We start from the raw sequence: 25,162 nt of genomic DNA on the forward strand, positions 1-25,162 counted from the left end.
CCATTTCCATCGTTAAAACACAGAGTAATGAAGACGCACTACTCTGTGTTGCTCACCAGCACAGCATCTTATGATGCTTTATTGACCCACCCTAAAGGGTCACTGTCTCACCATCTTCTGGCACAAACACACACTCATGGATCATGTTTGCTTTTGCATAAGCGCGCATTTCTTGCGTTGTTACCAACGCATGATTCACAGCCCCCATATGTGTGGCGACAATTTTAGCTTCAGGCAGCACTTGATGTGTTTTGAGCACATCTTCCTTACCCATGATAATAGGGCCGAAACCAAGGACATGTGCCCAACCTGTGTTGAGAATAACCACACCTGGCTGTTGTTTTATCATGGTTTGTTCAACACTTGGGATCCAGATCGTATCACCAACCAAATACAGCTTTTCCTCCGTCGCGTGCGAGAAGATAACCCCCGTCACTTCACCTAATCTGTCCGCCATTTGTTCATTTTGAAAAGCAGCATCAGAGCCGTGTTGGCATACCGTGCGGATAAATGAAATACCATGATAATCAACCTCTTCAGAAAAGATCTGCACATTGATAAACCCTTGAGAGCGTAAAATAGCCTCATCCCGCTCATGTTGCACAAAAATCGTTTTATCTTTGGGGATTATGTTCACGGCAGCCTCATCCCAGTGATCTGGGTGCGTATGAGTTAATAACACCGCGTCCACATCGATAATACTTTCAATCGGTAAAGGTAATTCAACGGTGGGGTTCGATAGGTGCGAATTGGCTGTGCCTTCAAAGCCGGGGTACGTCCCCTTCGGGGCTAACATCGGGTCAATGAGGAATTTTTTACCTGCATATTCAATTATTTGTGTTGCATTACGAATTTGTGTGATTTTCATGATTGCGCTCCAGTGTCACTATGCTTTGCGTTAGTGACGAAATAATAAGCACCAAACCACACGCTCAAAAGTGGCTAAAAGGACATATAAAGATAGTATCGGGACAAAGACGCTCCCCCTTAACTTGACCCCCATAGCGGCGGCCAGTCATCATAGTTCATCACTCTTCACGTTTAGCTTGCGGTCATGCGTCTTGAATACACCGGCCCGATGCCAGAATGCATCGGCTTTCTTTTACTGCCCCGCTTCTCGATGATGGCCTTTTTCTCTGCCGTCGAACCGCTGCGTATTGCCAACCAAATCAGTGGCGAAGCGCTATTTGATTGGCAAATGATCAGTGAAGATGGCAAACCGGTGAAGGCGTCTAACGGCATGTCACTGCTGGCGGATAAAGCCATCGATGCGGTGCATGACCTGCCCGCGCTGGCCGTGTGTAGCGGTTTTGACCCAGAAGCCTATCTAAGCCGCCCCTTAATGCGCTGGCTGCACCGTCTTGATGCGGCGGGGTGCGCGCTCGGCGGGCTCGATACCGGCTGCTTTTTGCTGGCCGCTGCCGATCTGCTTAAAGGGGAACGTGTCACCTTGCATTGGGAAAGCCTACCCTCGTTTCAAGAGCGCTTCCCGGAGGTGAAAACCTCAGATGAGCTATTTGAACTGGGATCGCGACGCTTCTCATGCGCGGGGGGCGCAGCAGCGATGGACATGGCATTGGATGTGATTGCACGTCGCCACGGCACCCAATTGGCCATCGACGTCTCTGAGCAGCTGGTGCACGAGCGCATTCGTACTCGGCGCGATCAGCAGCGAATGACACTCGCCCGCCGCCTCGGCACCCATCGACGACGTCTGGTCGACGCGGTAGATGTGATGGAGCGCCATATAGAATCCCCCCTGTCTTTGGCCGAGGTGGCTCAGCGCAGCGGTATTTCACTTCGTCATCTGCAACGGCTTTTCGACAGCGAGCTAAACCAGTCCCCGCGAAGCTGGTATTTGGGGTTAAGGCTAGAACGAGCCCGTTACTTGCTAAAAGAAACCGATCTCGATGTGTTGTCCGTGGGGTTGGCGTGTGGCTTTAATTCAAGCTCGAGCTTTTCCCGCGCGTTTCGCAGCCATTACGGCGCATCACCGCGTCAGATACGTCAAGCGCCGTAGAGGTAAGAAAAGAAAAGCGCTCACCCCACTACCTTAATCGGCAACGGAGTGAGCGGATATTGCGTTCAAAGCGTCACAGGACGACGCTTCAAGCCGCTATTTTTTGGCGAATCGCTATTTTTTCGCCGCGACTAGCGAGCGGCGCGATTCACCAAACAGTGAGATTAACACCCCGGCGGTCATTACCAGGATCACCACGCTCAGTGGCAAGGCAGCGGCGATCAACGCCGTCTGTAGCGCTTTAAGGCCACCGGCCATCAGCAGCGTCGCCGCCACCAAGCCAATCACCACGCCCCAGATAATGCGGAAACGCCGCGGCGGCTCTTCGTCACCCAGTGACAAAATCGTCGTCAGCACCAGGGTGCCCGAGTCCGACGAGGTCACAAACCAGCTCATCAGCAAGAACACCATCAAGGCCGAGAGTATCCAGCCGAAAGTCCCCGTACCAACAATGCCATCGGCAGCCGCAAACAGAGCCGCTGGTAACTCCCAAGCATTGACCAAGTCAATAATGCCGGCACTGCCCACGCCGCCACTGGCATAAAGCTCCTGATAAATCGCATTGCCGCCAAAAATCACCAACCAGACAAAGATCAGCAAGGTAGGCACAAACAATACCCCCAACACGAACTCACGCAGGGTGCGCCCTTTGGAAATACGCGCAATAAACAACCCTACAAACGGCGCCCAGGCAAGCCACCAGCCCCAATAGAAAATAGTCCAAGCCTGCTGCCAATCTACCGTACCCGGCTCATCAGCAAACCACAGCCCCATCGGGATAAAGTTAATCGCATAGTCGAGTAAGGTTTCACCAAACGCGCCGAACAACCACAGTGTGGGGCCGCCAATTAAAAAGACGCCAACGACAAACACCGACACCCAAATATTCATCTGCGAGATAATACGGATCCCGCGGCGCACACCAGAGACCGCCGAAACAATCGAGATAAACGAAATCACTGCAATCAACACCAGTTGGGTCGATAAGCCAGAGGCGATACCCATCAAGCGCTCCAGCCCCACGGCCATTTGACTCACGCCAAGCCCGAGTGAAGTCGCCACGCCAAACACGCAACCCAGCACCCCGAGGATGTCAAACAGATGGCCCCAGACGCCGAAAATACGATCGCCGATAAAAGGATAAAGCGCCGAGCGCAGGGCCAAAGGCAGTTGCTTACGGTAGGCAAAATACGCCAGCGACATACCGACAATCACATAGATGGCCCAGCCATGCAGCCCCCAGTGGAACACGGTGACCCGCAGCGCATCGATGGCGCGCTCATAGCCAATGGTAGCCGCGCCCGCCATATCAGCGTGGGGGTTGTTGGGATAACCAAATCCGCCGGTGTTATCGAGGTAAAAAATCGGTTCGGCCACCCCAAAAAACAGGATGCCGATACCGATGCCGGCAGAGAACAGCATCGAGAACCAGGAGAAGTTACTAAACTCCGGGCGACTGTCGTCAGGGCCGAGCCGCACGTTACCGTACTTGCTGAAAACGATAAAACCGCACACGGTCAATAACAGCATCACGGTGACCAGGTAGTAGCCACTAAAGGTACTTTCAATCCAGGTGCGCGTAGTGCCAAACAAGACACTGGCCGTCTCGGATTGAAAGCCGGTGAACAATACAAACGCCAGTACCAGCACGGCTGAACAAATGGTCATGCCGCGATGCATGCCTTGAAAGAAGCCACCTTGCGCAAGCTCGGTGACCATATAATCGGTCGAGGTAGCAGCCTGCTGGCTGTCACCGCGTTGGGGTGAGTGTGGGGGTGTTGAAGTAGCGATAATGATTCCTCCTTGAGCCGGAAGTCGGGCCGGCGATCCCGTTATCCGCCCAGCCGACTGCTGGGCGGGACCTCATGATGGCTCACCATCTCGGTGAAGACGCGCTCACGGCCTACTGGGCAGACCGATGCGACGCCCCGCAAGCTGGGGCCAATCATGATCGGATGCGGCAGGCAGCCCCTCAATCAGGCTGGCGACAACATCCGGAAACGGCGCTGGGCGACCGGTTTGCGTATCGATGCCCATCAGCATCTGCTCGCTGGTGGCCAGCACCTCACCTTGGGTATCACACATTTGCATAAACACGTGCAGACGCTTTTGATCCCGCGCTAACACGGTCACGTCGACCACCAAGGTCTGGCCTTGATGCGCCTCACGTCGGTAACACAAATGGGTTTCTAGGGTATAAATAGTGTAGCGATGTTGGGTGCGGCCTGCGTCATCCAAGCCAATGGTGGCCATTAACGCATCGACACCCAGCGAGAACACACGCGCGTACTCGGCGTCGTTCATGTGCCCGTTATAATCGACCCATTCGGGGGCGACGTCTATCTTTAACAGTGCCATTAGATGCGCCCTTCCAAACCTTCAGCCTCGGGCCAGTATTTTTGTACCAAGTCCAAAAGCTCGACCAAGAAGGCATCACGGCGACGGTCTAGCTCAGAGACCGGACGACCCGCGGCTTGGTGTTCACAGCCTTCGACCACTTTATCAATCAGCTCATCGGTCAGCTCAGGCGCTTCCAGCTTGGTCCACGGCAGTTTTAGCGCCGGGCCGAACTGCTCTAGCATATGGCGCATACCCTGCTCGCCACCGGCCAGATGGAAGGTTAAGAAGGTGCCCATCAGTGACCAGCGCAGGCCGCAGCCATAAACCACTGCCGCATCAATCTCCTCGGTGGTCGCCACCCCATCGTTAACCAGGTGCAAGGCTTCACGCCACAGCGCTTCCATCAAGCGGTCAGCAATGTGCCCCTCGATTTCACGCTTAACCACCAAGGGACGCATTGCCAATTCTTGGTAGAGTGCATGGGCGCGATCGATATGATCGGATTGAGTGGCTTCGCCGCCCACCAATTCCACCAACGGCAGCAGATACACCGGATTAAAAGGATGCGCGACGATGACGCGTCCGGGAAGATGATCACAATCACTCTGCAGCTCAGTGGGTTTAAACCCAGACGTCGATGAGCCAATAATCGCGTTTGGCGCCGCAGCCGCATCAATAGCCGCCAAGGTCTCACGCTTAATATCAATGCGCTCCGGCACGTTCTCTTGAACCAGATCGGCCTCTTTCACCGCCGGCTCAAGGCTATCAACAAAGGTTAACCGGGCAGGATCTGCGTCTTCAGCAAGGCCTAGCTTTTCTAACGATGGCCAGGCATTGGCCACGAAGGCACGGGTGCGAGTAGGCGCTTGTGGGTCGGGATCATAAGCAACCACGTCCCAGCCTTGCGCCAAGGCACGCGCAATCCAGCCATTACCAATCACGCCAGTGCCGATGACCGCTAACTGCTTACTCATCGCTCACCTCCTTCAACCGGCTTACCGGTTTTAGGGTCAACCAGTTTCAGCGCGGCGCGCGTTTGTGCAGGCGTCATAATACGACCACCGAGGTTTTCAATGATGGTGCTCGCCTTTTCTACCAAGCCGCCGTTGGTCGCCATTACCCCTTTTTCCAGGTAGAGGTTATCTTCCAAGCCCACGCGCGCATGGCCACCCAGCAACATGGCTTGCGCGACCATCGGCATCTGATGGCGACCAATTCCAAACGCCGCCCAGTTGGCGTTTTCCGGCAACTTATTGCGCATTGCCAGCATGGTTTCGGTGTCCGCTTCCGCGCCCCATGGAATGCCTAAGCACAGCTGAAACAGCGGATCGCCCTCGAGCAAACCTTCTTTTTGCAGCTGACGCGCAAACCAAACGTGGCCTAAGTCAAAGCACTCCAGCTCTGCTTTCACACCCGCGGCCTGCACCATTCGGGCTTGCTCACGCAGCCAGTCAGCGGTGTTAATGTACACCATGTCGCCAAAATTCAGGCTGCCGCAATCTAAGGTACAAAGCTCAGGCAATAGCTCGCCCACTGGCGCATGACGCTCGGCTGGGGTTTGCATATCGGTGCCCGGGCCACCACGGCTTGGGTCTTGGGCATCCGGCACCCAATCCCCGCCACCACCGCCGGTGATGTTCATGACAATATCGACGTCTGATTCGCGAACGCGCTCCATCACCTCACGGAAGTGATCAATGTTGTGGCTAATACCGCCCGTTTCAGGATCACGCACGTGAATATGAGCGACACTGGCACCAGCACGCGCCGCCTCAATACAGTTGTCGGCAATCTGTTTTGGCGTGATTGGCACATTGGGGTTTTTGCCCGTGGTATCGCCCGCACCGGTGACGGCGCAGGTAAGAATGACGCTGCGATTCATGTTCGGCCTCTTGTCGCTTGATTAAACTGGCCACAGTGTGTCCGGAATAACACGCCACAACTTGACACTAAGCGACATAAAATACGCATAAAGAGACATGTGGGTTAATGGCGGGCTGACGGAATGGCGCGAAAAGCCACAGGATAGCGTTAACCATGATAAGGTTTATCGATTTTTATTTGAGCATAGCGGATCACAGGCGTTGCTTAAGCGCTAGACTAGAAGGCATGAAAGCGGCGGCAGATAGCAGGACCTCACATGCTAGATGTAAAAGGGATTCAGCGATGATAACGACACACCCATTTGATCCAGCGGTGTTCTTGGACAATCAAGAAACACTTCAAGACTACTTAGATGAAGCGGTGCAAACGGGCGATCCCGCATTTATCACCGATGCACTGGGTGTGATCGCACGCGCCATAGGAATGGCAGATATCGCCAAGCAAACCGGTCTTTCACGAGAAACGCTCTACCGCACACTCAGCCAAAAAGGCAATCCGAACCTTAAGACACTGATAGCGATTTTGGATGCATTAGGGGTAGAGTTGAGGCTTGGTTACTCGAAGTCAATGAAGTCATAGTAACTATAGCGGTGCTGCTGTCAGAGTCTGGAAGCGATGAACAAAGTCATAAGACTCGGTATATCTGTTAGCTACCGAGTTGAGCAACAGGAGTAATTATAATTATATCAGAACTTTACATGAGCAATCTAATCAACAACGCCCCCTATCCTACATAACTCAGATTTGTAAGAGTAACTAAAATCTACCTCATTCAAACCATGTAATCGATTTACACAAAAATAGAAGTATATTAGACTTGTACTGTTACCACTTAGGTAATTCTCCAGCCTACTGAACCGAAGTAGCTTATTACATTGTGTGATGAGGCTGCCTGTGGCAAGCACAGGCAATAAGTGGAGATTTTGCCGATGAGACAGAAAATCGTTGATGTACGTCAGTACACTCGATTTCGTCTAGGCAAGCTTGAGGTAGTGTGTAAACACCGCCGATCGCTGCCAAGACGATAAGTTGATTGAATACCTTAGTGGTAACCATTATAACTCCATCATGCAACGGTAATGTTCCTCGTCTTGACTCTGTACAAATATAGATTTGAATCTTTCCAAGTAAGCTCGAGGCTCAACTTCGACCATCAAACCCATGTTCGTTGGATCGGAGTGTGAACTCCTATTAATGTAGCGATAAAAAGCTTTGTATCCTTGGTCTGGCTCTCTTTCTGCTAATTCATTCAGGATACCAGACAGCTTATCTCTCTGATGTACAAAACCGAAATAATACTCAAGAATGTTGCGCATCACATTAGGCAAAACGACAGGGTTAGCACTACCATCAATCACATCTTTGATTATTTGCCATAAAGACTGATAATCATTTTTTAATTCATCTCTATTCATCGGTTGTAAACATGTGTATTGCTTTTTATTTAAGCGATATAGTGAGTATTTATCATTGAACCTATAATTTCCTTTTCTGTCTTTACCTTGCGGGGCTAACTTCAATAGTTCTTGATAGAAAAACAAGCTATGGGTTAGCACAATGACCTTTTTGAATCTACTGCCTTTAATGATTTTGGTGTGGATTAGAGAAGCGATGTCATAGATATAGTTTTGAGAGAGGCTAGAAATAGGGTCATCAATAACGATCAGTTTTTCTTTATCAGCAATATCTGAATCCTTACTCATACTTCCGTTACATTTCTCGATAAAGTACAAAAAGGTTATAAGTGTTTTTTCACCTTCACTGAGAGACTTAAACACTTCTTTTCCTTCATTAGCCTTTTCCCCTCGGCTAAGCACAAAATAATTTTTTTGTTCTGGGTCAGTTGAAGAGACAATTTCAAAGCTCGTTAGACCTAGACTCTTCAAATTTACATTAATCCTTTCAATGGTATCATCAATATTTGACGTTTTTGACCGAAGATAACTAATTCTGCTAGCAACTTTCTGTCCAACCTGTTTCACTCTTTTCAATTCTTCGTTCAGTTGTTTTATTTCACTGGACTTTTCATCTATTAAGCGCTTTTCCAATGAGAAAATAGGCTCAGTGTGATATTTCACCGAGTCCCACATCCTGTCTTGAATATCTTTCTTGCTTTCCCTGAATTTTTTTGCTTTTTTTATTATCACTTGAATGGCTTCATTTATCTCTTCAGATATACGTGTTAAAGGGGCCGTTCTTTCTTTATAGTCAATTATTTTAATGGATAAGCTTGGTGTTTTAACCTTGGATTTGATCAAGTCTAGGTTGTCTTGATAGCCACGCTCTAATAGGGCAATAATTGGATCAACATTATGTAAGTTTGGGTCATATAACGAGCAATTGATAAAGGCCCCTTTAATGGATGCTATATAGTTAGTGACAGCATCAGCATAAGACTTAGAGATAGCTTCAACTTTTTTCACATTGGAATCATATGTTTTGTCAAATAATGAGGAAAGTTCAGCGCGAAAGGTATCATCTATAGTATCTTTTTGACAAAAAGGGCATTTTGTTTGCTCTTTCCCTAAATAATTTTCTTTTCCATTCTTAACCCAATTTTGGTTGTCGAGTTCAGTGATAAACTCCGCGAGCTGACTACTTGATGAGCCTATAATTGGCTCCGAAAGAATAGTTGTCTCTTCAATACTTAGGCTTGGTGGGGAAGGTAGCTCAATTAGTGTCGGTAGCACTTTATCAGATTGAGTTAAGGAATCATACTCAGCTTGAAGGCTTTCAATAGAGTCTTGGGATACTCCTTTTTGAGACTTTACTTTTTTATAAAAGTTACTTTTAGGCCTTTTAAAACCTTCAAGAAATGGTGCAAGAGATGTCTTTTCGATGATATATTTTTGTTTGAATACTTCTTCGATAGCAGAATCTGTCGCCTTTCCTTGAGCTTTTTCAGCTTCTGATATCTTGGCTTTGATCCCGTTGTATAATGCTAAGAGCTTTTCCCTCAATTTTGACTTTTCAGCAATTCTAGCTTCAAGATCTGCATTGTCTTTGCTCAATGTAAAAACACCTTCCTGCATTGAGCTATTTACAAAATTTTGCTCTACAAAAGCTTGATTGTAAACTATCGGGGTAATATTCCCTTCAATATTAAGACTACAACTGTCGAATTTTTCCCTATCATACAAGAAGTTAGAAATTGTGGATTTACCAGATCCATTTAAACCAAAAATCAACGTGTTCTGCTTTGATATATCGATAATTTGTGGAGTGGTCGGATGGTAGCTAGTAACCCCTTTTATTGTTATAGAGTCGCTCACTTTTCCCTCACTAGTTTGGCTAAATGCACCAATCTTTCAGTAGCTAACTTAAGGCCCAAATACTCAACTGATCACATAATCACGCATTAGGAAAACTTGGTCAAGTTATGGCTGCAGATCTAGTGAATTGGAACAACATTAACTCACAATGGGGCAGTAGTAAGTTAGCCCTCCCCCATTAACTTAAAAGATAACCTTTACCACCTATCCCCCTAATCCTTCCTATGCTGGCTCTCCACTTCCTCGGCGAGCATGCCGTAGATCACGATCAGGTTATAACTCACCATGCCGAGGACTTGGCCGTTTTCGATAACAGGGGCGCGGCTGATGCCGAAGCGTTCGAATAAACGGGCGCAGTATTTCACATTCATATTGGGAGAGACGCTGAGCGCGGGTTTGGTCATAATCTCATAAACATTCACCCGTGATGGCGCGCGGTTTTTGGCGAGCACTTTTTTGGCAATGTCGTTCATTAACACAATGCCGAATTCGTCATGCTCATCGCGTTTATTGACGATAATCGCTTTCACTTCTTGTTCGCGTGCAATGCGGATCGCTTCTTCGACCGTGGTGAGCCCATCAATACACACGGCATGGGCATGCATCACATCTCTTACCGTTTTATGTTGTTTCATAACTCGTCCTTCACCACTTCGGTTAATTCTCGCATTTGGTGGGCCACGCCCACGGCATCTTCCACATCAATTTGCACTGCGATGCCACTGCCGGAGGTAGCATCAAACTCGCCCACGTCATTAATGGTTTCAAGTATGGTGCGCGCTAAGTGCTCTTCCACCAGGAAGATGGCCACGTCCCGCTGCACATCCAGCGTCAGCCCTAAAAAGGTTTTCTTTTTCACCAAGCCTTCGCCACGCGCGTTGTTAATAATGGTCGCGCCGGTAGCGCCGGCTTGTCTGGCGGCATCGAGCACCGCATCGGTTTTGGCATCTTCAATAAACGCCATGATTAATTTGAACCGCATAGGCTCTCCTTACGATGAACGCTGTGCGTGCTTTTTCTGTAAATAGGCTGTGATTTGGGCATAGCCCATCACGGTGATCATCGGAAACAAACTGGCAAACGCAATTAAGCCAAACCCATCGAGCATCGGGTTTCTTCCCGGTACGGTAGAGGCTAGCCCCAACCCCAGCGCCGTCACCAAGGGCACGGTCACGGTTGAGGTGGTCACCCCTCCAGAATCATAGGCCAAAGGCACGATAAACGGCGGGGCAAAATAGGTTTGGATCACCACCACCACATAGCCGGTGATGATGTAATAATGGAGCGGATCGCCCACCACAATGCGGTAACACCCCAAAGCAATCCCCATGGCAACGCCCAGTGCCACTGAGGCACGTAAACCGTTTACCCGAATCGCCCCGCCCGACACTTTGGCCGCTTTAATCGCCACTGCGATCAATGAGGGTTCAGCCACCGTGGTGCTAAAGCCAATCGCTGCGGCAAACAGATACACCCAGTAATAGGCTTGCCAGTTAATCTCGCCGCCTGCTTTGAGCGCTGCGCCGACAAAATCGGGGGCAGTAAGCTGCTCGGCCATCGACGAACCGAGTGGGAATAGCGCCAACTCGAGCCCCATTAAAAACAGGCTCAAGCCGAGAATGACATAGAAAAAGCCGAGAAAGATCCGTTTGGGGTTGTTGAGCGCTTTGCGCAATACAAACAGCTGAAAGCCAAAGATGATCGCGATAATCGGGATCACATCGCGCACGGTGGAGAAAAAGGTGTCGAGAAACAGGGTGAGTGGATTGTTCATGCCACCACCATGCCGTAGGCCATCACGAAGATCATCGGTGACAGAGAGGCAAAGGCAATCAAGCCAAAGCCATCCACCATAGGATTACGCCCTTTGATCACGGTCGCCAGTCCCACGCCGAGCGCGGTGACCAATGGCACCGTGATGGTCGAGGTGGTCACCCCACCTGAGTCATAGGCAATGCCGATAATACTCGGCGGTGCGACCATGGTCATCGCCACCACCAGCAAATAGCCGCCAATAATCAAACGGTGGATCGGCCAGCCTTTCATGATTCGCACCACACCCAGTACAATCGCAAACCCAACCGAGAGCGCCACGGTTAGCCGCAGGCCGTTGGCATAGTTGTCTTTGGCCGCTTCGCTGGTGTGTATCATCCCGCCATTGGCGGCGACATCTGCCGCCTCTGCCGCCACCGCGGTGAGTGCGGGTTCGGCAATGGTGGTGCCAAAGCCGAGCAAAAACGCAAACGCAATCAACCAGCCTAAGCTACCTTTATGGGCAAGGGAGTGCGCCATGGATTCGCCAATCGGGAATAGCCCCATGTCTAAGCCATATACAAATAAGGTCAGCCCGACGACCACTAGCACCAACCCAAAGGTGATGGATATCCAGTTAGGCAACGGTTGTTGCAGAACAATCACTTGAAAAAAGCCAATCACTAGGATGATAGGTAAGAGATCGCGAAAGCTTCCTAGCAATGATTTGAATAACGCTTGCATGTAGGCGACATGACTCCCTGCGCAATAGAATGAAAAACACACCTTTTATGTGCCTATTAATGTTAGCACTCCCAATTTGGGGTGCGAGGAGCAGAAGAGAAAACTGCGCGATCAAACCGATTTTGGTTGCGGCACGTAACAGGATACAAAGCAATCACTTGCGCTAAGTCTAAAACCCTCTTAGCGTTAGTAATAATCACCATTACTCGACGTTAGGACATCAGGCATGAAACTCTTAATCACTGGCGGCACTGGCCTGATTGGTCAGGCGTTAATTCCACGCTTGCTGACCGAGCATCAGATCACTGTGTTATCCCGCTCCAAGCAAAAGGTCTCCCAGTGCTTTGGCGATAAGGTCACCCCGTTAGAGCGGCTTGATGACCTCCCTCACCTCAATGATATTGATGCCATTATTAATTTGGCGGGTGAGCCGATTGCCGATAAACGCTGGAGTGAGCAGCAAAAAGGGATTATCTGCACCAGTCGCTGGGGGCTAACCGAAAAACTGGTGGAGAAAATTCATGCCAGCAGCACCCCACCACACACCTTTATTAGCGGCTCGGCAGTAGGCTATTACGGCGATCAGCAAGATCGCAGCTTTGATGAGACCTTGGTGGTCCATGCCGATGATTTTGCCCAACATGTGTGTCATCAGTGGGAGAAAATTGCCTTAAAAGGCGCGTCGCAACAAACGCGGGTGTGCTTGCTGCGTACCGGCGTGGTGTTAAGCGCTGAAGGTGGTGCGCTAAAGCGGATGATGCTGCCGTATAAACTCGGGTTGGGCGGCCCAATTGGCAAAGGCCAGCAATACATGCCGTGGATTCATATTGATGATATGGTCGGTGCGATTATCCATCTGCTCAACACCCCTGAGCTCAAGGGGCCGTTTAATTGCACCGCGCCAGAGCCGGTCACCAATAAACGTTTTAGCCAGGCCCTCGCCCGTGCCTTAAAACGCCCGCATGTGTTCTTTGTCCCCACACTGGCAATTAAAACCATGATGGGCGAAGCCTCGCATTTGCTGCTCGATAGCCAGCGCGCCCTGCCTCACGCACTCGAGGATGCGGGCTTTCAATTCCAGCACCCCAAGGTGGAAGAAGCGATGCAGTCACTTTTTAAATAGCGGCCCTTTCCTTTCACACAGCGTGTTGCTTGCTAGCCGTTCTGCACAAAAAAGCGGGTATCAATTTTCTTGATACCCGCTTTGTTATCGACGAATCAGATATGTTTTATCGCGTTAACGCCGTTGCGGGTCAATCAGTTTACGCAGCATCGAGGCGACCGTGACAAACACCAGCGCCACCGCCAACACAGGCAACACCGCCCAGAGCTCAGGATGCAGACGTACTTCCATTTCAAAGCCCCATTTCAGCAGGCCGACCATCGCCGCTTCTGCGCCAAGCACCGCCATTAAGCCCGATACAAAGGCCATCACGCCGTATTCGCTCCACAAGGTGCGTTGAATACGGGTGCGGCTCGCACCCAAAGTGCGATAGAGGTTTATCTCCTGCTGGCGTTCGCTCAGGCTGATACGCAGCAAAGTCAGTAGCAGCAGCAAGCCGCTGATCACCGCCAGCCCCGCTAATACCGAGAGCGACAAGCCAATTTGACGCAAAATCGACTGAATACGGCTGCTCATGGTGCGCAAATCAAGCAGCGTGACGGTCGGATACTCCCGTGCCAAGCGATTGAGCAGCGGGGTTTGTGATTCATCGAGCCTGAAGCTCACCAGCCAGTTGGCCGGTTTGTCGGCGAGCGTCTCGCGGTCGAAAATAAAGTAGAAGTTAGGCCGCATATTGCGCCACTCGACTTCACGAATCGAGTTCACCATGGCGGTAAAGTCTTGGCCGGTCACGCTAAAAGTCWGGCTGTCGCCAATCTCAATCTCCAAACGCTCGGCAATGTCGGCCTCTACCGACACGCCATTCTCGGTTGGCCAGTCCCCGGCAATCACCTCGTTGTGTGACGGCAAGCTGTCACGCCAGGTAAAGTTAAGCTCGCGGCGCAAGGCCTCATCCGCTTCATCGCGCTCGGCCTCGTCGGTTGGGATCTGGTAACGCTCACCGTTTTTGCCCACCAGCCGGCCACGCACGATGGGGTAGGCATCGGAGCGCATTAGGCTGGCTTCGTCGAGTTCACCCACATAGTCTTGCTGCTCACTCGGGGCGATATTCAGCGCAAACACATTAGGCGCATCGGGCGGCAGCATCCGTCCCCAATCGGCGAGCAAGTCAGTGCGCAGCAGCCAGATAATCGCCAAGAGCATAAAGGAGATCGCGAGCGCCCCTAACTGCACGCTGCTAGCCAGTTTGTTGCGGGTAATTCGGCTTAAGGCGAGCTTGACCGACGGCGCACGCACCCGTGATTTCACCAACCTAAGCAGGCCTAACCCTGCCAGCGCCAGCAAGACGATCATCACCGCCATCGCCCCCAGCACTGTCCATAGCAAGGTGTTGTCAAACGCCCACAGCGCAAGCGCCCCCACCGGTATCGCAATCAAAACAGCCGCGGTGCCACGACGGCGACGTCCGATGGCAGCCTGCGATTGCACGGCGGCCAACGCGGGCGCATCCAGCAGTTTAAGCAGCGGCACCCCCAAGGCTGGCAGCGCCACCAACAGCGCGACACCGGGCGCAAGCACCCAAGGCACCCAGCCATAGCTTGGTAATGGCGAGGGCAGCACATCGGTCAGCGGCAAGCGCAAGAGCACTTCGAGGGTGTAACCCGCCGCTAACCCCACGGCGGTGGCAAGGACAAACAATAAGGTTAACTGCCGAGCCAACCAGCGCCGCACCCATTGCTGGCTAGCGCCGAGGCTTTTTAGCATCGCCACCAAGTCCGCACGGCTTTTGGCATAGTGCTGACAAGTTAAGGTTAACGTCGCCGCGGCCATCACAATCACCAGCACCACGGTTAATGACAAGTACTGACGGCTGCGATCCAGCATATCGCCGGTGCGATCGGAGGTATTTTCATCCACCCAGCGCTCGCCATCTTGCAGCGTATAGCTGGCTTTAGCCGCACTAAGGCTGGGCTCGTCACCGGTTAAAAAGTAGCGATAACGCACGCGACTGCCTTCGCGCACCACGCCCGCAGCCGGCACATCGGCACGGTGCATCATTACCGCGGGCATTTGGCTAAAGGGGTTAAATGAGAGCTCCGGCTCAGCGGCCAATGTGCCGCTCACATTTAAATCGAGGTTACCAATCGAGACGGTGTTGCCAGGTTTCACATCCAACAAGCTGAACACCCGCTCAGACAGCCATAGCTCACCGGGTTGAATGCGTCGGTCACCGCCAATCGCTTGGCCGTTTTGCTCCAGCACTAGGTCGCCACGCAGCGGATAAAGGCTATCCACCGCTTTTACACTCACCAGCTGCATTTTTTGCTCGCTGAACGCCATGGTGCCAAAGCGGGTTTGGGCAGATACCGTGGCGCCAGCTTGTTTAAACGCCTCAATTTGTTCGGTGGTAAGCGGCTGGCGAGTGCGCAACACGGTATCGGCAGCAATTAAGTTGCGCCCTTGCTGGGTGAGCACATTTTCAATGCGGTCGGCCAATGCCGACAGCGCAAACACACAGGTGATGATCAGTGCCAGCGCCACCGCCACTGGCCAAATTTGCCCGTGTAACAGTTCGCGCCACGCCCAGCGATTGAGTAGTCCGTTTTTACTCGCCATTCACTCGCTCCTGTAGTTTGCCGCTGTCCATCATCAAAGTACGCTGACAACGCTTGGCCAGCGCCGGATCGTGGGTGACCAACACCAAGGTGGTGCCATGCTTTTCGTTCAGCTCAAACAATAAATCGATAATGGTCGCCGCGGTTTTTTGGTCAAGATTGCCGGTCGGCTCATCGGCAAACAACACTTGTGGGCGAATAATAAAGGCACGTGCCAAGGCCACCCGTTGCTGCTCCCCGCCAGAGAGTTGCGACGGCAAATGACTTTCGCGTCCTTGTAGGCCCACCGACGCCAGCAGTTGCTTGGCGCGGGTTTCATCTTCTTCCTCACCGCGAATGGTGAGCGGCAGCATCACGTTCTCAAGCGCGTTCAGTGACGGCACCAGTAAAAAACTTTGGAACACAAACCCCACCGATTCGGCACGAAGCGCCGCACGCGCATCTTCATCCAAGGTGGAAAGCTTGTGGCCGAGCAGATCGACCTCGCCTTCACTGGGCGTATCTAATCCTGCAAGCAAGGTCATTAAGGTGGATTTTCCTGCGCCGGACACGCCCATTAATGCAATCGACTCGCCTGCCTCGATTTGTAGCGAGACATCCTGCAGAATGGTAAGCGGCTGTTCGCGTGTCACGACATGTTTTGCAATTTTTTCGGCTCGAATAACAGGAGAGGCCATGTTACGCATCCTTACTTTGTTGTGTTTTTTGTGGGTGAGCAGTGCCAGTGCACAAACGCTCCTTGTCCTTGGTGACAGCTTAAGCGCTGGCTACCAAATGGCGGCTGAACAAGCCTGGCCTGCTAAGTTGCCGCGCGCGCTCAACGACCACGATGTCGAGGTTGAGGTGATTAACGCCAGCATTTCCGGCGACACTACCGCCAATGGCCTGCAGCGTCTGCCGCAATTATTAGAACGCCACCAGCCAGAATGGGTGCTGATTGAGCTCGGCGGCAATGATGGCCTACGCGGTTGGCCCTTTAATCGTATACGAGACAACCTTAAGCAATTGATCACTCAAACCCGCGCCGCCGATGCCACGCCTTTGTTGGTGCAAATCCAAATCCCGCCTAATTATGGTCAGCGCTATGCACAAGGATTTGCTGATATTTATCCTACACTGGCAGAGCAAACACAAACCCCCTTGCTGCCCTTTTTTATGGAGACTGTGATCCAAAAGCCTGAATGGATGCGTGATGATGGCATTCACCCGATGCCAGAAGCACAACCTTGGATTGCCGATTTTATGGCAGAAAAACTCGCGCCTTACTTGTCTGACGCAACCGAATCATGAATGAGGATCTTATGGACACTGCCTCACCGCTGAATAACGCCATTTTAATCACCGGCTGTTCTACCGGCATCGGCTATGCCTGCGCCAAAGCCTTGCATGAGCAAGGACACACGGTGATCGCCAGTTGCCGAAAGGCTGACGATGTCAGCCGTTTACAGCAAGAAGGCCTAACTTGTATTCAGTTAGATGTGTCAGACACGGCCAGCATCAACCAAGCGGTCGAAACCGTCGAGCAAATGACAGGCGGCAAACTCTTTGCACTGTTTAATAACGGCGCTTACGGCCAACCGGGCGCGCTGGAAGATTTGCCCACCGACGCCTTACGCGCTCAGTTTGAGACCAATGTGTTTGGCTGGCACCATTTAACCCAAGCCTTGTTGCCGATGCTGCTTAATTATGGCGAGGGACGCATTGTGCAAAATAGCTCGGTGCTGGGTATCGTGGCATTGAAATACCGTGGCGCGTATAACGCCAGCAAATTTGCCCTCGAAGGCTGGACCGATACCTTGCGCTTAGAGCTTAGCGACACGCCGATTAAGGTAAGCTTGATTGAGCCCGGCCCGATTGAAACCGCGTTTCGTGCCAATGCACTCAGCGCCTTTAAACATTGGGTAGACCCTAATAAAAGCCGCCATCAACAGGCCTACCAAGCCCAACTTGACCGCCTTGCGGCAGACGAAGGTGGCAACAAATATACGTTGCCCGCTGACGCGCTTGTCGCACCACTGACGCATGCCTTGTTCTCGCCTCGCCCCAAAATACGTTATCGCGTGACTCAACCGACAGTGTGGATGGCAATCCTCAAACGGCTCCTTCCCAGCCGCTGGCTGGATCGGGTCTTGCTCAAAGGCGGTTGATGCAACAGCGAAAAAAACGCCAAAAAAGCGTGGTTGCTGTCGCATTTGTCATACGTTTGTCATAGACGAGCGCTAATCTGACCGTCACTGGTGGAAAACGTCCGTTAGAACATTATCCGCCAATAACGCAACACCCTCGATAACAATCATAAAGGAGCCGGCTGATGACCTTGCATCAATTGAACTGGCTCTGCTTGAGCGTCGCTTTGTGCGTGGTGCTCGTGTTGTAACTCGCACTTGTTTTGTAATGACTTCGCTTGCAGACCGACGAAATGAGCCACCCTCCGGTGGCTTTTTCGTTTTTTCTCTTTTTAATCCCTTTCGCCTTTGGTCAGAACCGTAATAACACGCCCAAATACACGCCCAGTTGCTTGAATTTCTGCACGTTTGCCCCCACCCTTAAAGCAAATCCACTTGGTCAGGATCCATGATGAACGCAAACTATATCGTCGAATTAACCGAGCATAATTTTCAGCAGATTCTCGAGTCGTCGTCTCGCACGCCGGTGCTGGTGTACTTTTGGGCAAGCATGATGCCCGAAAGCGTGGAGCTTAAACCCACGGTTGAACAAATTGCTCACGACAGTCACGGCAACTTCACACTGGCGACCATCGATTGCGAAGCGCAGCAGCTGATTGCCGCGCAATTTGGCGTGCGTGCGCTGCCAACCCTGGCGCTGTTTAAAGACGGTCAACCTGTGGATGGCCTCGCTGGCCCGCAAAATGAAGAAACCGTACGCGAGATGCTGAACAAGCACCTTCCAAGCCCAGAAGATCAAGCGTTCGAGCAAGCGCGTCAGCTTATGGCCGAAGGCAATTACACCGATGCTTTGGTGATTTTAAAGCCGCTGGAAACCAGTCACGGCGATAAGGGTGAGTACAAACTGGCGATGGCGGAATGCTTGGTCGAGACTCATCAGTTTGATGCGGCGCAAGCGCTGCTGGATACCGTGCTGATGCAAGATCAAGATGCCACCTACAAAAGCTTGGTCGCCAAGATTGAGCTACATAACCAAGCGATTGATGCGCCTGAAATCCGCCGTCTTCAAGCTCAACTCGAAGAAAACCCAGACGACGCCAACGTCGCCTATGAGCTGGCAGTGCAGTTCAATCAGATCAATCGCAGTGAAGAAGCGCTTGAGCTGCTGATGAACATTCTTCGCCGCGACATGAATCATGCCGAGGGTGAAGCTAAGAAAACCCTGATGGACATCCTTACCGCGCTCGGCCAAGGCAATGAGGTGGCGTCGCGTTATCGTCGTCAGCTCTATTCGCTGCTTTACTAAATGTTAGTTTGTCACGGGCGATTCATCCCCTGATGCACAACAACTTGAGGGGCTGGCGTCCAACTCGCCTAGCTCACTGTCACCGCGCAGTGCTTCGATAATCGGGCACTGCGCGTCACCATCGCCCGGACAAGCCTGCGTTAAGGCGTGCAGTGTGGTTTTCATTGCCGCCAGTTCTGCCATTTTCTCATCAATCTCTACCAATTTTGTCTCGGCGCGCGCTTTGACATCGGCACTGCGTAACGACGGATCGCGCGACAACGCTAACAAATCCGCACTTTCTTCTAAGGTAAACCCCACCAGTCGCGCCCGACGGATCATTTGCAGCTCACTCACGTGCTGCGCGCGATAGTCCCGATAGCCATTCTCCGCCCGATGCGGCGGGGTGATCAGCCCTTTTTGTTCGTAAAAACGAATGGTTTTGCTAGTTAGGCCGGTTTTCTCTGCCACTTGTTGAATTTTCATTTTGCTCGCTTGACCTTCCAGTAGCTATAAGGTTTACAGTTTAGCCTAACGAAAATTGCGACAATCGCCAACATCGAATCATGTCAGGCGATAAGGAGAGGCAATGACTACCACCGACACTAACATCACCTACTACACATTGCCGCTTAGTGGTTTAAGCTGCCAAGGCTGTGTGAAAAAAGTGACAAAAGCACTTGAGGGTATCGACGGGATTCGTATTGAAGAGATTGACACCCAGTCAGTGTCGTTAGAGGCCCTGGGTGAAAGCACCGAGTACCCACTTCGCCAGGCGGTATCCGCGATTGAAGCGCTCGGCTATCAGGTCGGCGAGCATTATCACTTGGCCTTAAGCGGGCTAAACTGCGGCCGCTGTGTGGCCAAAGTCGAAGCGGCACTGGACGAGCAGCCCACGGTGTTTTCTCACTCAGTGAGTAAAACTGAGGCTCATGTGCACACCAGCTTGAGCGCTGATACGCTGATTGAGCTGGTTGACCAGCTCGGCTATCAGGCTGAGCTTGCCACCGACGATAACCAAAACACTGAAACCGGTAGTCACACAGCCTCAGACACGGTCAGTGGGCCAGAGTTAAACGCCAAGCCCAGTGACAGTGCACGCAACCGCTCCGCCGCCTCTCGCTCTGAACAAGCGCATTCATCCAGCGATGACACCGTGAAAGCAACCTCCAACGTGAGCCGTCAGCAATACGTATTGTCTGGGATGACCTGTGCCAGCTGTGTAAGCAGTGTGGAAAACGCGATTAGTGGCGTTGATGGCGTGGCCAATGTGAGCGTTAATCTGGCCGAACGCAGTGCGATTGTAAAAGGCAATGCCTCACCTGATGCTATAGTTGACGCGGTGGAGAACGCTGGCTACGGCGCAGAAAAAGTCGAGGATGATAATGACCGCCGCGAGCGCCAGCAGCACCAACAAGCCGCCGAGTTAAAAAACTTTAAACGCAGTACGATAGCTGGCTTAGGTCTTGGTGGCCCAATTATGGCTTGGGGGATATTCGGTGGCAGCATGACCATTCAATCCAGCCAAGATCAGTGGGCGTGGGGCGCGGTGGCTATCCTTACCCTCTTGCTGCTCGCCACCGGGGGCCGTCATTTCTTCGCCAATGCTTGGCAGGCACTGAAGCACAAACGTGCCACCATGGATACCTTGGTGGCGCTCGGGACGGGCGCAGCATGGCTGTATTCTACCGCCGTCGTCGTAGCACCGGCATTATTCCCTGAACAAGCACGGCATGTGTATTTTGAAGCCTCAGCGATGATCATTGGTTTGATTAGCCTAGGCCATGCGATTGAGGCACGCGCACGTGCCAACACCTCCAAAGCGCTTGACCAGCTGCTTGATTTGCAGCCGCCCACGGCGCTGGTTATCGAGAACGGCCAGGAGACAGAGCGTCCGCTTGATGAAGTCAAACAAGGGATGACGCTTAGGGTAAAACCGGGGGCGAAAGTGCCGGTAGATGGCGAAGTGGTCGAAGGCAGCAGCTATATTGATGAGTCGATGCTCACAGGTGAGCCCGTGCCGGTCAGCAAACAGCAGGGAGACACGCTGCACGCGGGGACAGTCAACCAAAAAGGGAGCTTGACGTTTAAAGCCACCGGCGTCGGTAGCGATACTATGCTGGCGCGTATTATCGATTTGGTGCGCGAAGCCCAAAGCAGTAAACCTGAGCTGGCCAAGCTTGCCGATCGCATTTCCGCGGTGTTTGTGCCCATCGTAGTGGCCATTGCGCTGATCACGGCGGCTATCTGGTATGTTGTCGGCCCAGAGCCGTCGGTCAGCTATATGCTAGTCACCGCCACGACCGTGCTAATTATCGCGTGTCCGTGCGCGCTTGGCTTGGCCACGCCTTTATCGGTGACTGCTGCGGTGGGTCGCGCCGCCGAAGTCGGGGTATTAATTCGTGATGCGGATGCGCTACAAACCGCGGCCAAACTTCACACGCTAGTGTTTGATAAAACCGGGACATTGACACGCGGCCAACCCGAAGTCACCCATGTAAAAGCGATTAACGGCGACCAAGAACGTTTAATGGCGATCGCCGCCTCGCTGGAGCAGCATTCTGAGCATCCGCTGGCGCAGGCTATTGTTAATTATGCCAAGGCACAGGATCTCTCGCTGCCAACATCAAACGACTTTAACAGCGAATCTGGCAAAGGGATCCAGGCGCAGATCGATGGGGCGCGCTACTTCATTGGCAACCAAGCCTGGATGGACGCACAAGGGATCGAGACTGCCTCCCATCAAAGCGACATCGACGCCATGACTCAGCGTGGCGAGACCGCCATCTATCTTGCCAATACAGACAGTGTGCAAGCGCTGATTGGCGTCAGTGACCCTATTCGTGACGATGCCATTGACGCGGTTGCCAACCTGCAAGCGCAAGGGCTCGAAGTGATCATGCTCTCTGGTGACCACCCTGACACCGCCAATGCCATTGGTCGTCAGCTAGGCATTGATCATGTGATTGCAGGTGTACTTCCGGATGGTAAGTCCGAGCAAATTCAAGCGCTGCAACAGCAAGGCAAGCGTGTGGCGATGGTCGGCGATGGCATTAACGATGCCCCCGCTCTTGCTCAGGCGGATGTAGGTGTCGCCATGGGCAGTGGCAGTGATATTGCCATAGAAAGTGCGCAAATCACCTTGATGCACCAGCACCTGGGGGCATTGGCCAACGCGATTGCTCTGTCTCAAGCCGCCGTGCGCAATATGAAGCAGAACCTCTTTGGGGCCTTTATTTATAACACCTTAGGGATCCCAGTCGCGGCCGGCATCCTCTATCCCTTCACTGGCATGTTGCTCAGCCCAGTTATCGCAGGGGGCGCGATGGCGCTGTCTTCGATTACGGTTGTCACCAACGCCAATCGACTACGTTTTTTCAAAATAAAATCAGACGACAAATAACAAGGAGCGATAATGAAGCGTTTACAATTACTTGCAGCGACAGTGGGCCTGATGAGTGCCTCAGCGATGGCCGCGAGCGGCGTGGTGTATAAATCGCCCAGCTGTGGCTGTTGCGACGATTGGGTTGAGCACATGGCGCAAGCCGGTTTTGAGCTAGAGGTCAAGCCACATGATGATATGGCGTCCATCAAGCAAGAGATGGGCGTACCTGCCGATATGCAATCGTGCCATACCGCACGTATTAACGGCTATGTGATTGAAGGGCATGTACCAGCCAAAGAGGTGAAAAAGCTACTCGCTACCAATACTGGGTTAGAAGGTCTCGCTGTCGCTGGCATGCCGATCGGCTCGCCAGGCATGGAATATGGCGACCGTCACCAGCCCTACACGGTGATGGCGTTTGATGACGCAGGCAACACGCAAGCCTTCCAGCATTACCCAAAACCATAAACACCCTGCCACTATAACGACAAAACCCCAGCCAAAAGGCTGGGGTTTCTTGTTGGTCGGTGAAGAGGGATTCGAACCCCCGACCCTCTGGTCCCAAACCAGATGCGCTACCAAACTGCGCTATTCACCGTTAATGCTTTTTACGTCAACCAAGTAACCTTCGATCACTCAGTTTCAAAATAATGGTCGGTGAAGAGGGATTTGATGCGACCGGGCTTCCGGCCCCCGACCAAACGCGCTCTCCACTACCTAAATAGTGGTCGGTGAAGAGGGATTCGAACCCCCGACCCTCTGGTCCCAAACCAGATGCGCTACCAAACTGCGCTATTCACCGACATCTCTGACAAGTTTTACGAATAGGTATCAAACTTGTCAAGCAGCTTAGTATGCGTTTAAGTGCATCCTGCCTGCTGAGGTCGCCTATCATACTCAAGCACCGCGAAACCTCAAGCCCTCGCCGTGTATTTTTTCACTTAAGCGCATTAAACGGTGAAACTCGCATCAGTTGCGCGCAGTTTGTGATCGGATCGTTGTTAACAAATGTTGATAATTTGTTCGACATTTCTCTTGATCCTGATCAGTATTCAACCCGCTTCCTATTGGCATCCTGACCCTACATTAACGGACACGAGGGTACAGACTATGGACTTTTGGCTTGATCTACTTTTCGGCAACGCCGTGGGCTTGTCATCCATGATTGTCATCATCTGTACATTTGGCCTGATCAGCTTTTTCGGCGGCTATTTTGTCTACAAAGTGATGACTTCCAAACCTCAATAACCTGTTTTATTGCCTACCTATCTTTAAGCATAATTGCTTAACCTGGAGTTGCATGGTTGGTCACAGAGTGTGGCTCTAGGTTTCTTTTTTTATTTTCGTTTATACTGTCCCCAAATGACTCCACGACGCACATGGCACTGTAGTGATGAGTGATAAAAACGAGTTTGAGCTGTTTCGAGAAATGATGTCAGATGTGGCGCCCATCAAGCAGGACAAGGTTGAGGAGCAAACAGGCTCGCATCAGCCCACTGAGGCCCAGCTTGCACGCCAACAGGCCGCACAGAAACTGGCAAACAGCGATCCTGAATACCTGTCGCTCGAGTACGCCCAGATGGTGAAGCCCGACGAGGTGATGGCTTACAAACGCGATGGCGTACAGGATGGCGTGTTTCGTAAACTAAGACTGGGAAAATATGACGTCAACGCAAGGCTCGACCTGCATAAGATGTCATTGGAAAAAGCCCGAGATGAAATTTTACGTTTTTTAAAACAATGCCAGCGTATGGATGTGCGCACCGTGATTATTGTGCATGGAAAAGGCGAGCGCAGTAACCCACAGGCAATGATGAAAAGCTATGTCTGTCAGTGGCTACAACAAATTTCAGATGTGCTCTGCTACCACTCGGCACTCCGTCATCAAGGCGGCACCGGTGCGTTGTATGTGATGCTCAAAAAAAGCCAAGAGAAAAAGCTAGAAACCCGCGAACGTCACTTAAGCCACCGCCCTTAAAAGCAAAAAGACTGGCCACTTGCCAGTCTTTTTATTAACGCGTCCGTTTGTTGCCTCTGGCTCGCCTCACTATTGCAGCGTAACCACCACACGCACGGCCAGCGCAATCAATACCACACCTGAGAGCTTATCGACCCACGCGCCGTGGTGACGTAGCTTGTCGACAATGGCAGGGCTAGATAACAAAAAGGCTATCAAGGTGTACCAAAGCCCATCAATCAATAATGGCGTCAGCACAATCACACTACGACTAAATAAGTCCGTGCCCACCGCAACAAACTGGCTAAACAAGGCAATAAAAAATAGTGCCAGCTTTGGGTTGAGCATCGAGATCATCGCCCCATCGCGTGCCGCCTCGCCTAAACTGGCGGGTTGTCCCGCTTCTAATTTAGCTGCCACCCCGCCTTTACTGAGCAATGATTTCACTCCTAGCCAAGCGAGATAGCCAGCGCCTGCGTAGGCAATGACGGTAAAAAGCAACGGGGATTGTTTAAAGATAACCGCCAACCCTAACATCGTAATTAGCGCGTAGAGGCCAACCCCCAAGGCATGCGCCCATGAAGCCACAATGCCATGTAAGCGACTATTGGCAAGGCTATGCTTTGCCATTACCACCAAGCTCGGCCCGGGCGACATCGCCCCAAGCATGCAAACCAACGCGAGCGACGCCCAAATGGTAAGAGTCATCTGTGTATCCT

General features: G+C 51.9%; 24 protein-coding genes and 2 tRNA genes. 10 read left to right on the forward strand and 16 right to left on the reverse strand.

Translation table 11 applies throughout. From position 1 onward, the window contains the following. Positions 1 to 91: 91 nt before the first annotated feature. Positions 92 to 868, reverse strand: a complete 777-nt coding sequence (locus BZG20_RS07155) for an MBL fold metallo-hydrolase (protein ID WP_077578567.1) — start codon at positions 866 to 868, stop codon at positions 92 to 94. 186 nt (positions 869 to 1,054) lie between these two features. On the opposite strand from BZG20_RS07155, the gene BZG20_RS07160 reads away from it, so the two are divergent. Continuing rightward, on the forward strand, positions 1,055 to 2,020 hold the full coding sequence (locus BZG20_RS07160; RefSeq protein ID WP_077578568.1) for a GlxA family transcriptional regulator: 966 nt from the start codon (positions 1,055 to 1,057) through the stop codon (positions 2,018 to 2,020). 114 nt (positions 2,021 to 2,134) lie between these two features. Here BZG20_RS07160 and BZG20_RS07165 read toward each other — a convergent pair whose 3' ends face one another. The 4 genes from BZG20_RS07165 to BZG20_RS07180 form a co-directional block, all read right to left on the reverse strand. Next, positions 2,135 to 3,739: a BCCT family transporter gene (locus tag BZG20_RS07165; protein WP_077578569.1), complete on the reverse strand. Its 1,605-nt coding sequence runs from the start codon at positions 3,737 to 3,739 to the stop codon at positions 2,135 to 2,137. 177 nt (positions 3,740 to 3,916) lie between these two features. Continuing rightward, positions 3,917 to 4,378, reverse strand: a complete 462-nt coding sequence (locus BZG20_RS07170) for a thioesterase family protein (RefSeq protein ID WP_077578570.1) — start codon at positions 4,376 to 4,378, stop codon at positions 3,917 to 3,919. After that, a complete protein-coding gene (locus tag BZG20_RS07175) occupies positions 4,378 to 5,334 on the reverse strand; it encodes an L-carnitine dehydrogenase (protein ID WP_077578571.1) in 957 nt (318 codons plus the stop codon). Before BZG20_RS07175 ends, BZG20_RS07170 begins: the two co-directional genes overlap by 1 nt. Beyond that, the gene (locus BZG20_RS07180; protein ID WP_077578572.1) at positions 5,331 to 6,242 is read right to left on the reverse strand and encodes a 3-keto-5-aminohexanoate cleavage protein; all 912 of its coding nucleotides are present in this window, start codon (positions 6,240 to 6,242) and stop codon (positions 5,331 to 5,333) included. The genes BZG20_RS07175 and BZG20_RS07180 overlap by 4 nt, the downstream gene beginning before the upstream one ends. Positions 6,243 to 6,526: 284 nt before the next feature. On the opposite strand from BZG20_RS07180, the gene BZG20_RS07185 reads away from it, so the two are divergent. Then, positions 6,527 to 6,823, forward strand: a complete 297-nt coding sequence (locus BZG20_RS07185; RefSeq protein ID WP_077578573.1) for an addiction module antidote protein — start codon at positions 6,527 to 6,529, stop codon at positions 6,821 to 6,823. Between the two features lie 476 nt (positions 6,824 to 7,299). Here the strand turns inward: BZG20_RS07185 and BZG20_RS07190 are convergent, their stop codons facing one another. The 5 genes from BZG20_RS07190 to BZG20_RS07210 form a co-directional block, all read right to left on the reverse strand. Beyond that, a complete protein-coding gene (locus BZG20_RS07190) occupies positions 7,300 to 9,516 on the reverse strand; it encodes an AAA family ATPase (RefSeq protein WP_077578574.1) in 2,217 nt (738 codons plus the stop codon). Positions 9,517 to 9,728: 212 nt separating this feature from the next. Beyond that, positions 9,729 to 10,151 (reverse strand): CBS domain-containing protein, encoded by a 423-nt coding sequence (locus tag BZG20_RS07195; RefSeq protein ID WP_025674526.1) that lies wholly within the window; start codon positions 10,149 to 10,151, stop codon positions 9,729 to 9,731. Beyond that, positions 10,148 to 10,498, reverse strand: a complete 351-nt coding sequence (locus BZG20_RS07200) for a P-II family nitrogen regulator (protein WP_025674528.1) — start codon at positions 10,496 to 10,498, stop codon at positions 10,148 to 10,150. The genes BZG20_RS07195 and BZG20_RS07200 overlap by 4 nt, the downstream gene beginning before the upstream one ends. Before the next feature lie 9 nt (positions 10,499 to 10,507). Beyond that, on the reverse strand, positions 10,508 to 11,290 hold the full coding sequence (locus tag BZG20_RS07205; protein ID WP_069361068.1) for a DUF1538 domain-containing protein: 783 nt from the start codon (positions 11,288 to 11,290) through the stop codon (positions 10,508 to 10,510). Continuing rightward, entirely contained in the window at positions 11,287 to 12,012 is a 726-nt protein-coding gene (locus BZG20_RS07210) for a DUF1538 domain-containing protein (protein ID WP_074213141.1), read from the reverse strand. Before BZG20_RS07210 ends, BZG20_RS07205 begins: the two co-directional genes overlap by 4 nt. Before the next feature lie 226 nt (positions 12,013 to 12,238). Here BZG20_RS07210 and BZG20_RS07215 point away from each other — a divergent pair, with 226 nt between their 5' ends. After that, the gene (locus BZG20_RS07215; RefSeq protein WP_077578575.1) at positions 12,239 to 13,135 is read left to right on the forward strand and encodes a TIGR01777 family oxidoreductase; all 897 of its coding nucleotides are present in this window, start codon (positions 12,239 to 12,241) and stop codon (positions 13,133 to 13,135) included. Positions 13,136 to 13,249: 114 nt separating this feature from the next. Here BZG20_RS07215 and BZG20_RS07220 read toward each other — a convergent pair whose 3' ends face one another. Together BZG20_RS07220 and BZG20_RS07225 are read right to left on the reverse strand one after the other, a co-directional pair. Further along, a complete protein-coding gene (locus BZG20_RS07220; RefSeq protein ID WP_077578576.1) occupies positions 13,250 to 15,691 on the reverse strand; it encodes an FtsX-like permease family protein in 2,442 nt (813 codons plus the stop codon). Continuing rightward, a complete protein-coding gene (locus BZG20_RS07225) occupies positions 15,681 to 16,367 on the reverse strand; it encodes an ABC transporter ATP-binding protein (RefSeq protein WP_077479687.1) in 687 nt (228 codons plus the stop codon). Before BZG20_RS07225 ends, BZG20_RS07220 begins: the two co-directional genes overlap by 11 nt. Between BZG20_RS07225 and tesA the strand changes: the two genes are divergently transcribed. The 3 genes from tesA (at position 16,366) to BZG20_RS07240 (ending at position 19,122) form a co-directional block, all read left to right on the forward strand. Then, positions 16,366 to 16,980 (forward strand): multifunctional acyl-CoA thioesterase I/protease I/lysophospholipase L1, encoded by a 615-nt coding sequence (tesA, locus tag BZG20_RS07230; protein ID WP_077578577.1) that lies wholly within the window; start codon positions 16,366 to 16,368, stop codon positions 16,978 to 16,980. The genes BZG20_RS07225 and tesA overlap by 2 nt on opposite strands. A gap of 29 nt (positions 16,981 to 17,009) precedes the next feature. Beyond that, a complete protein-coding gene (locus BZG20_RS07235; protein ID WP_077578637.1) occupies positions 17,010 to 17,837 on the forward strand; it encodes an SDR family oxidoreductase in 828 nt (275 codons plus the stop codon). A gap of 430 nt (positions 17,838 to 18,267) precedes the next feature. Then, positions 18,268 to 19,122, forward strand: a complete 855-nt coding sequence (locus BZG20_RS07240; RefSeq protein ID WP_046073681.1) for a co-chaperone YbbN — start codon at positions 18,268 to 18,270, stop codon at positions 19,120 to 19,122. A gap of 3 nt (positions 19,123 to 19,125) precedes the next feature. Here the strand turns inward: BZG20_RS07240 and cueR are convergent, their stop codons facing one another. Next, positions 19,126 to 19,587, reverse strand: coding sequence for a Cu(I)-responsive transcriptional regulator (gene cueR / locus BZG20_RS07245; protein WP_077578578.1), 462 nt, complete (start codon positions 19,585 to 19,587; stop codon positions 19,126 to 19,128). Between the two features lie 103 nt (positions 19,588 to 19,690). Here cueR and BZG20_RS07250 point away from each other — a divergent pair, with 103 nt between their 5' ends. Further along, entirely contained in the window at positions 19,691 to 22,504 is a 2,814-nt protein-coding gene (locus BZG20_RS07250) for a cation transporter (RefSeq protein WP_077578579.1), read from the forward strand. Positions 22,505 to 22,516: 12 nt separating this feature from the next. Then, a complete protein-coding gene (locus BZG20_RS07255) occupies positions 22,517 to 22,954 on the forward strand; it encodes a DUF411 domain-containing protein (RefSeq protein ID WP_077578580.1) in 438 nt (145 codons plus the stop codon). 53 nt (positions 22,955 to 23,007) lie between these two features. On the opposite strand, the gene BZG20_RS07260 is transcribed toward BZG20_RS07255, so the two are convergent. Both BZG20_RS07260 and BZG20_RS07265 read right to left on the reverse strand, forming a co-directional pair. After that, positions 23,008 to 23,084 (reverse strand) — tRNA-Pro (locus tag BZG20_RS07260). A 127-nt stretch (positions 23,085 to 23,211) separates the two neighbouring features. Continuing rightward, positions 23,212 to 23,288, reverse strand: a tRNA-Pro gene (locus BZG20_RS07265). Between the two features lie 308 nt (positions 23,289 to 23,596). Between BZG20_RS07265 and BZG20_RS07270 the strand changes: the two genes are divergently transcribed. After that, a complete protein-coding gene (locus BZG20_RS07270; RefSeq protein ID WP_046073685.1) occupies positions 23,597 to 23,734 on the forward strand; it encodes a DUF3149 domain-containing protein in 138 nt (45 codons plus the stop codon). A 145-nt stretch (positions 23,735 to 23,879) separates the two neighbouring features. Continuing rightward, positions 23,880 to 24,464: a DNA endonuclease SmrA gene (gene smrA / locus BZG20_RS07275; RefSeq protein ID WP_077578581.1), complete on the forward strand. Its 585-nt coding sequence runs from the start codon at positions 23,880 to 23,882 to the stop codon at positions 24,462 to 24,464. A gap of 69 nt (positions 24,465 to 24,533) precedes the next feature. Here smrA and BZG20_RS07280 read toward each other — a convergent pair whose 3' ends face one another. Next, positions 24,534 to 25,151: a LysE family transporter gene (locus tag BZG20_RS07280; RefSeq protein WP_046073686.1), complete on the reverse strand. Its 618-nt coding sequence runs from the start codon at positions 25,149 to 25,151 to the stop codon at positions 24,534 to 24,536. Positions 25,152 to 25,162 lie beyond the last annotated feature (11 nt).

Source organism: Salinivibrio sp. IB868, assembly GCF_001995655.1.
Lineage (GTDB): Bacteria > Pseudomonadota > Gammaproteobacteria > Enterobacterales > Vibrionaceae > Salinivibrio > Salinivibrio siamensis.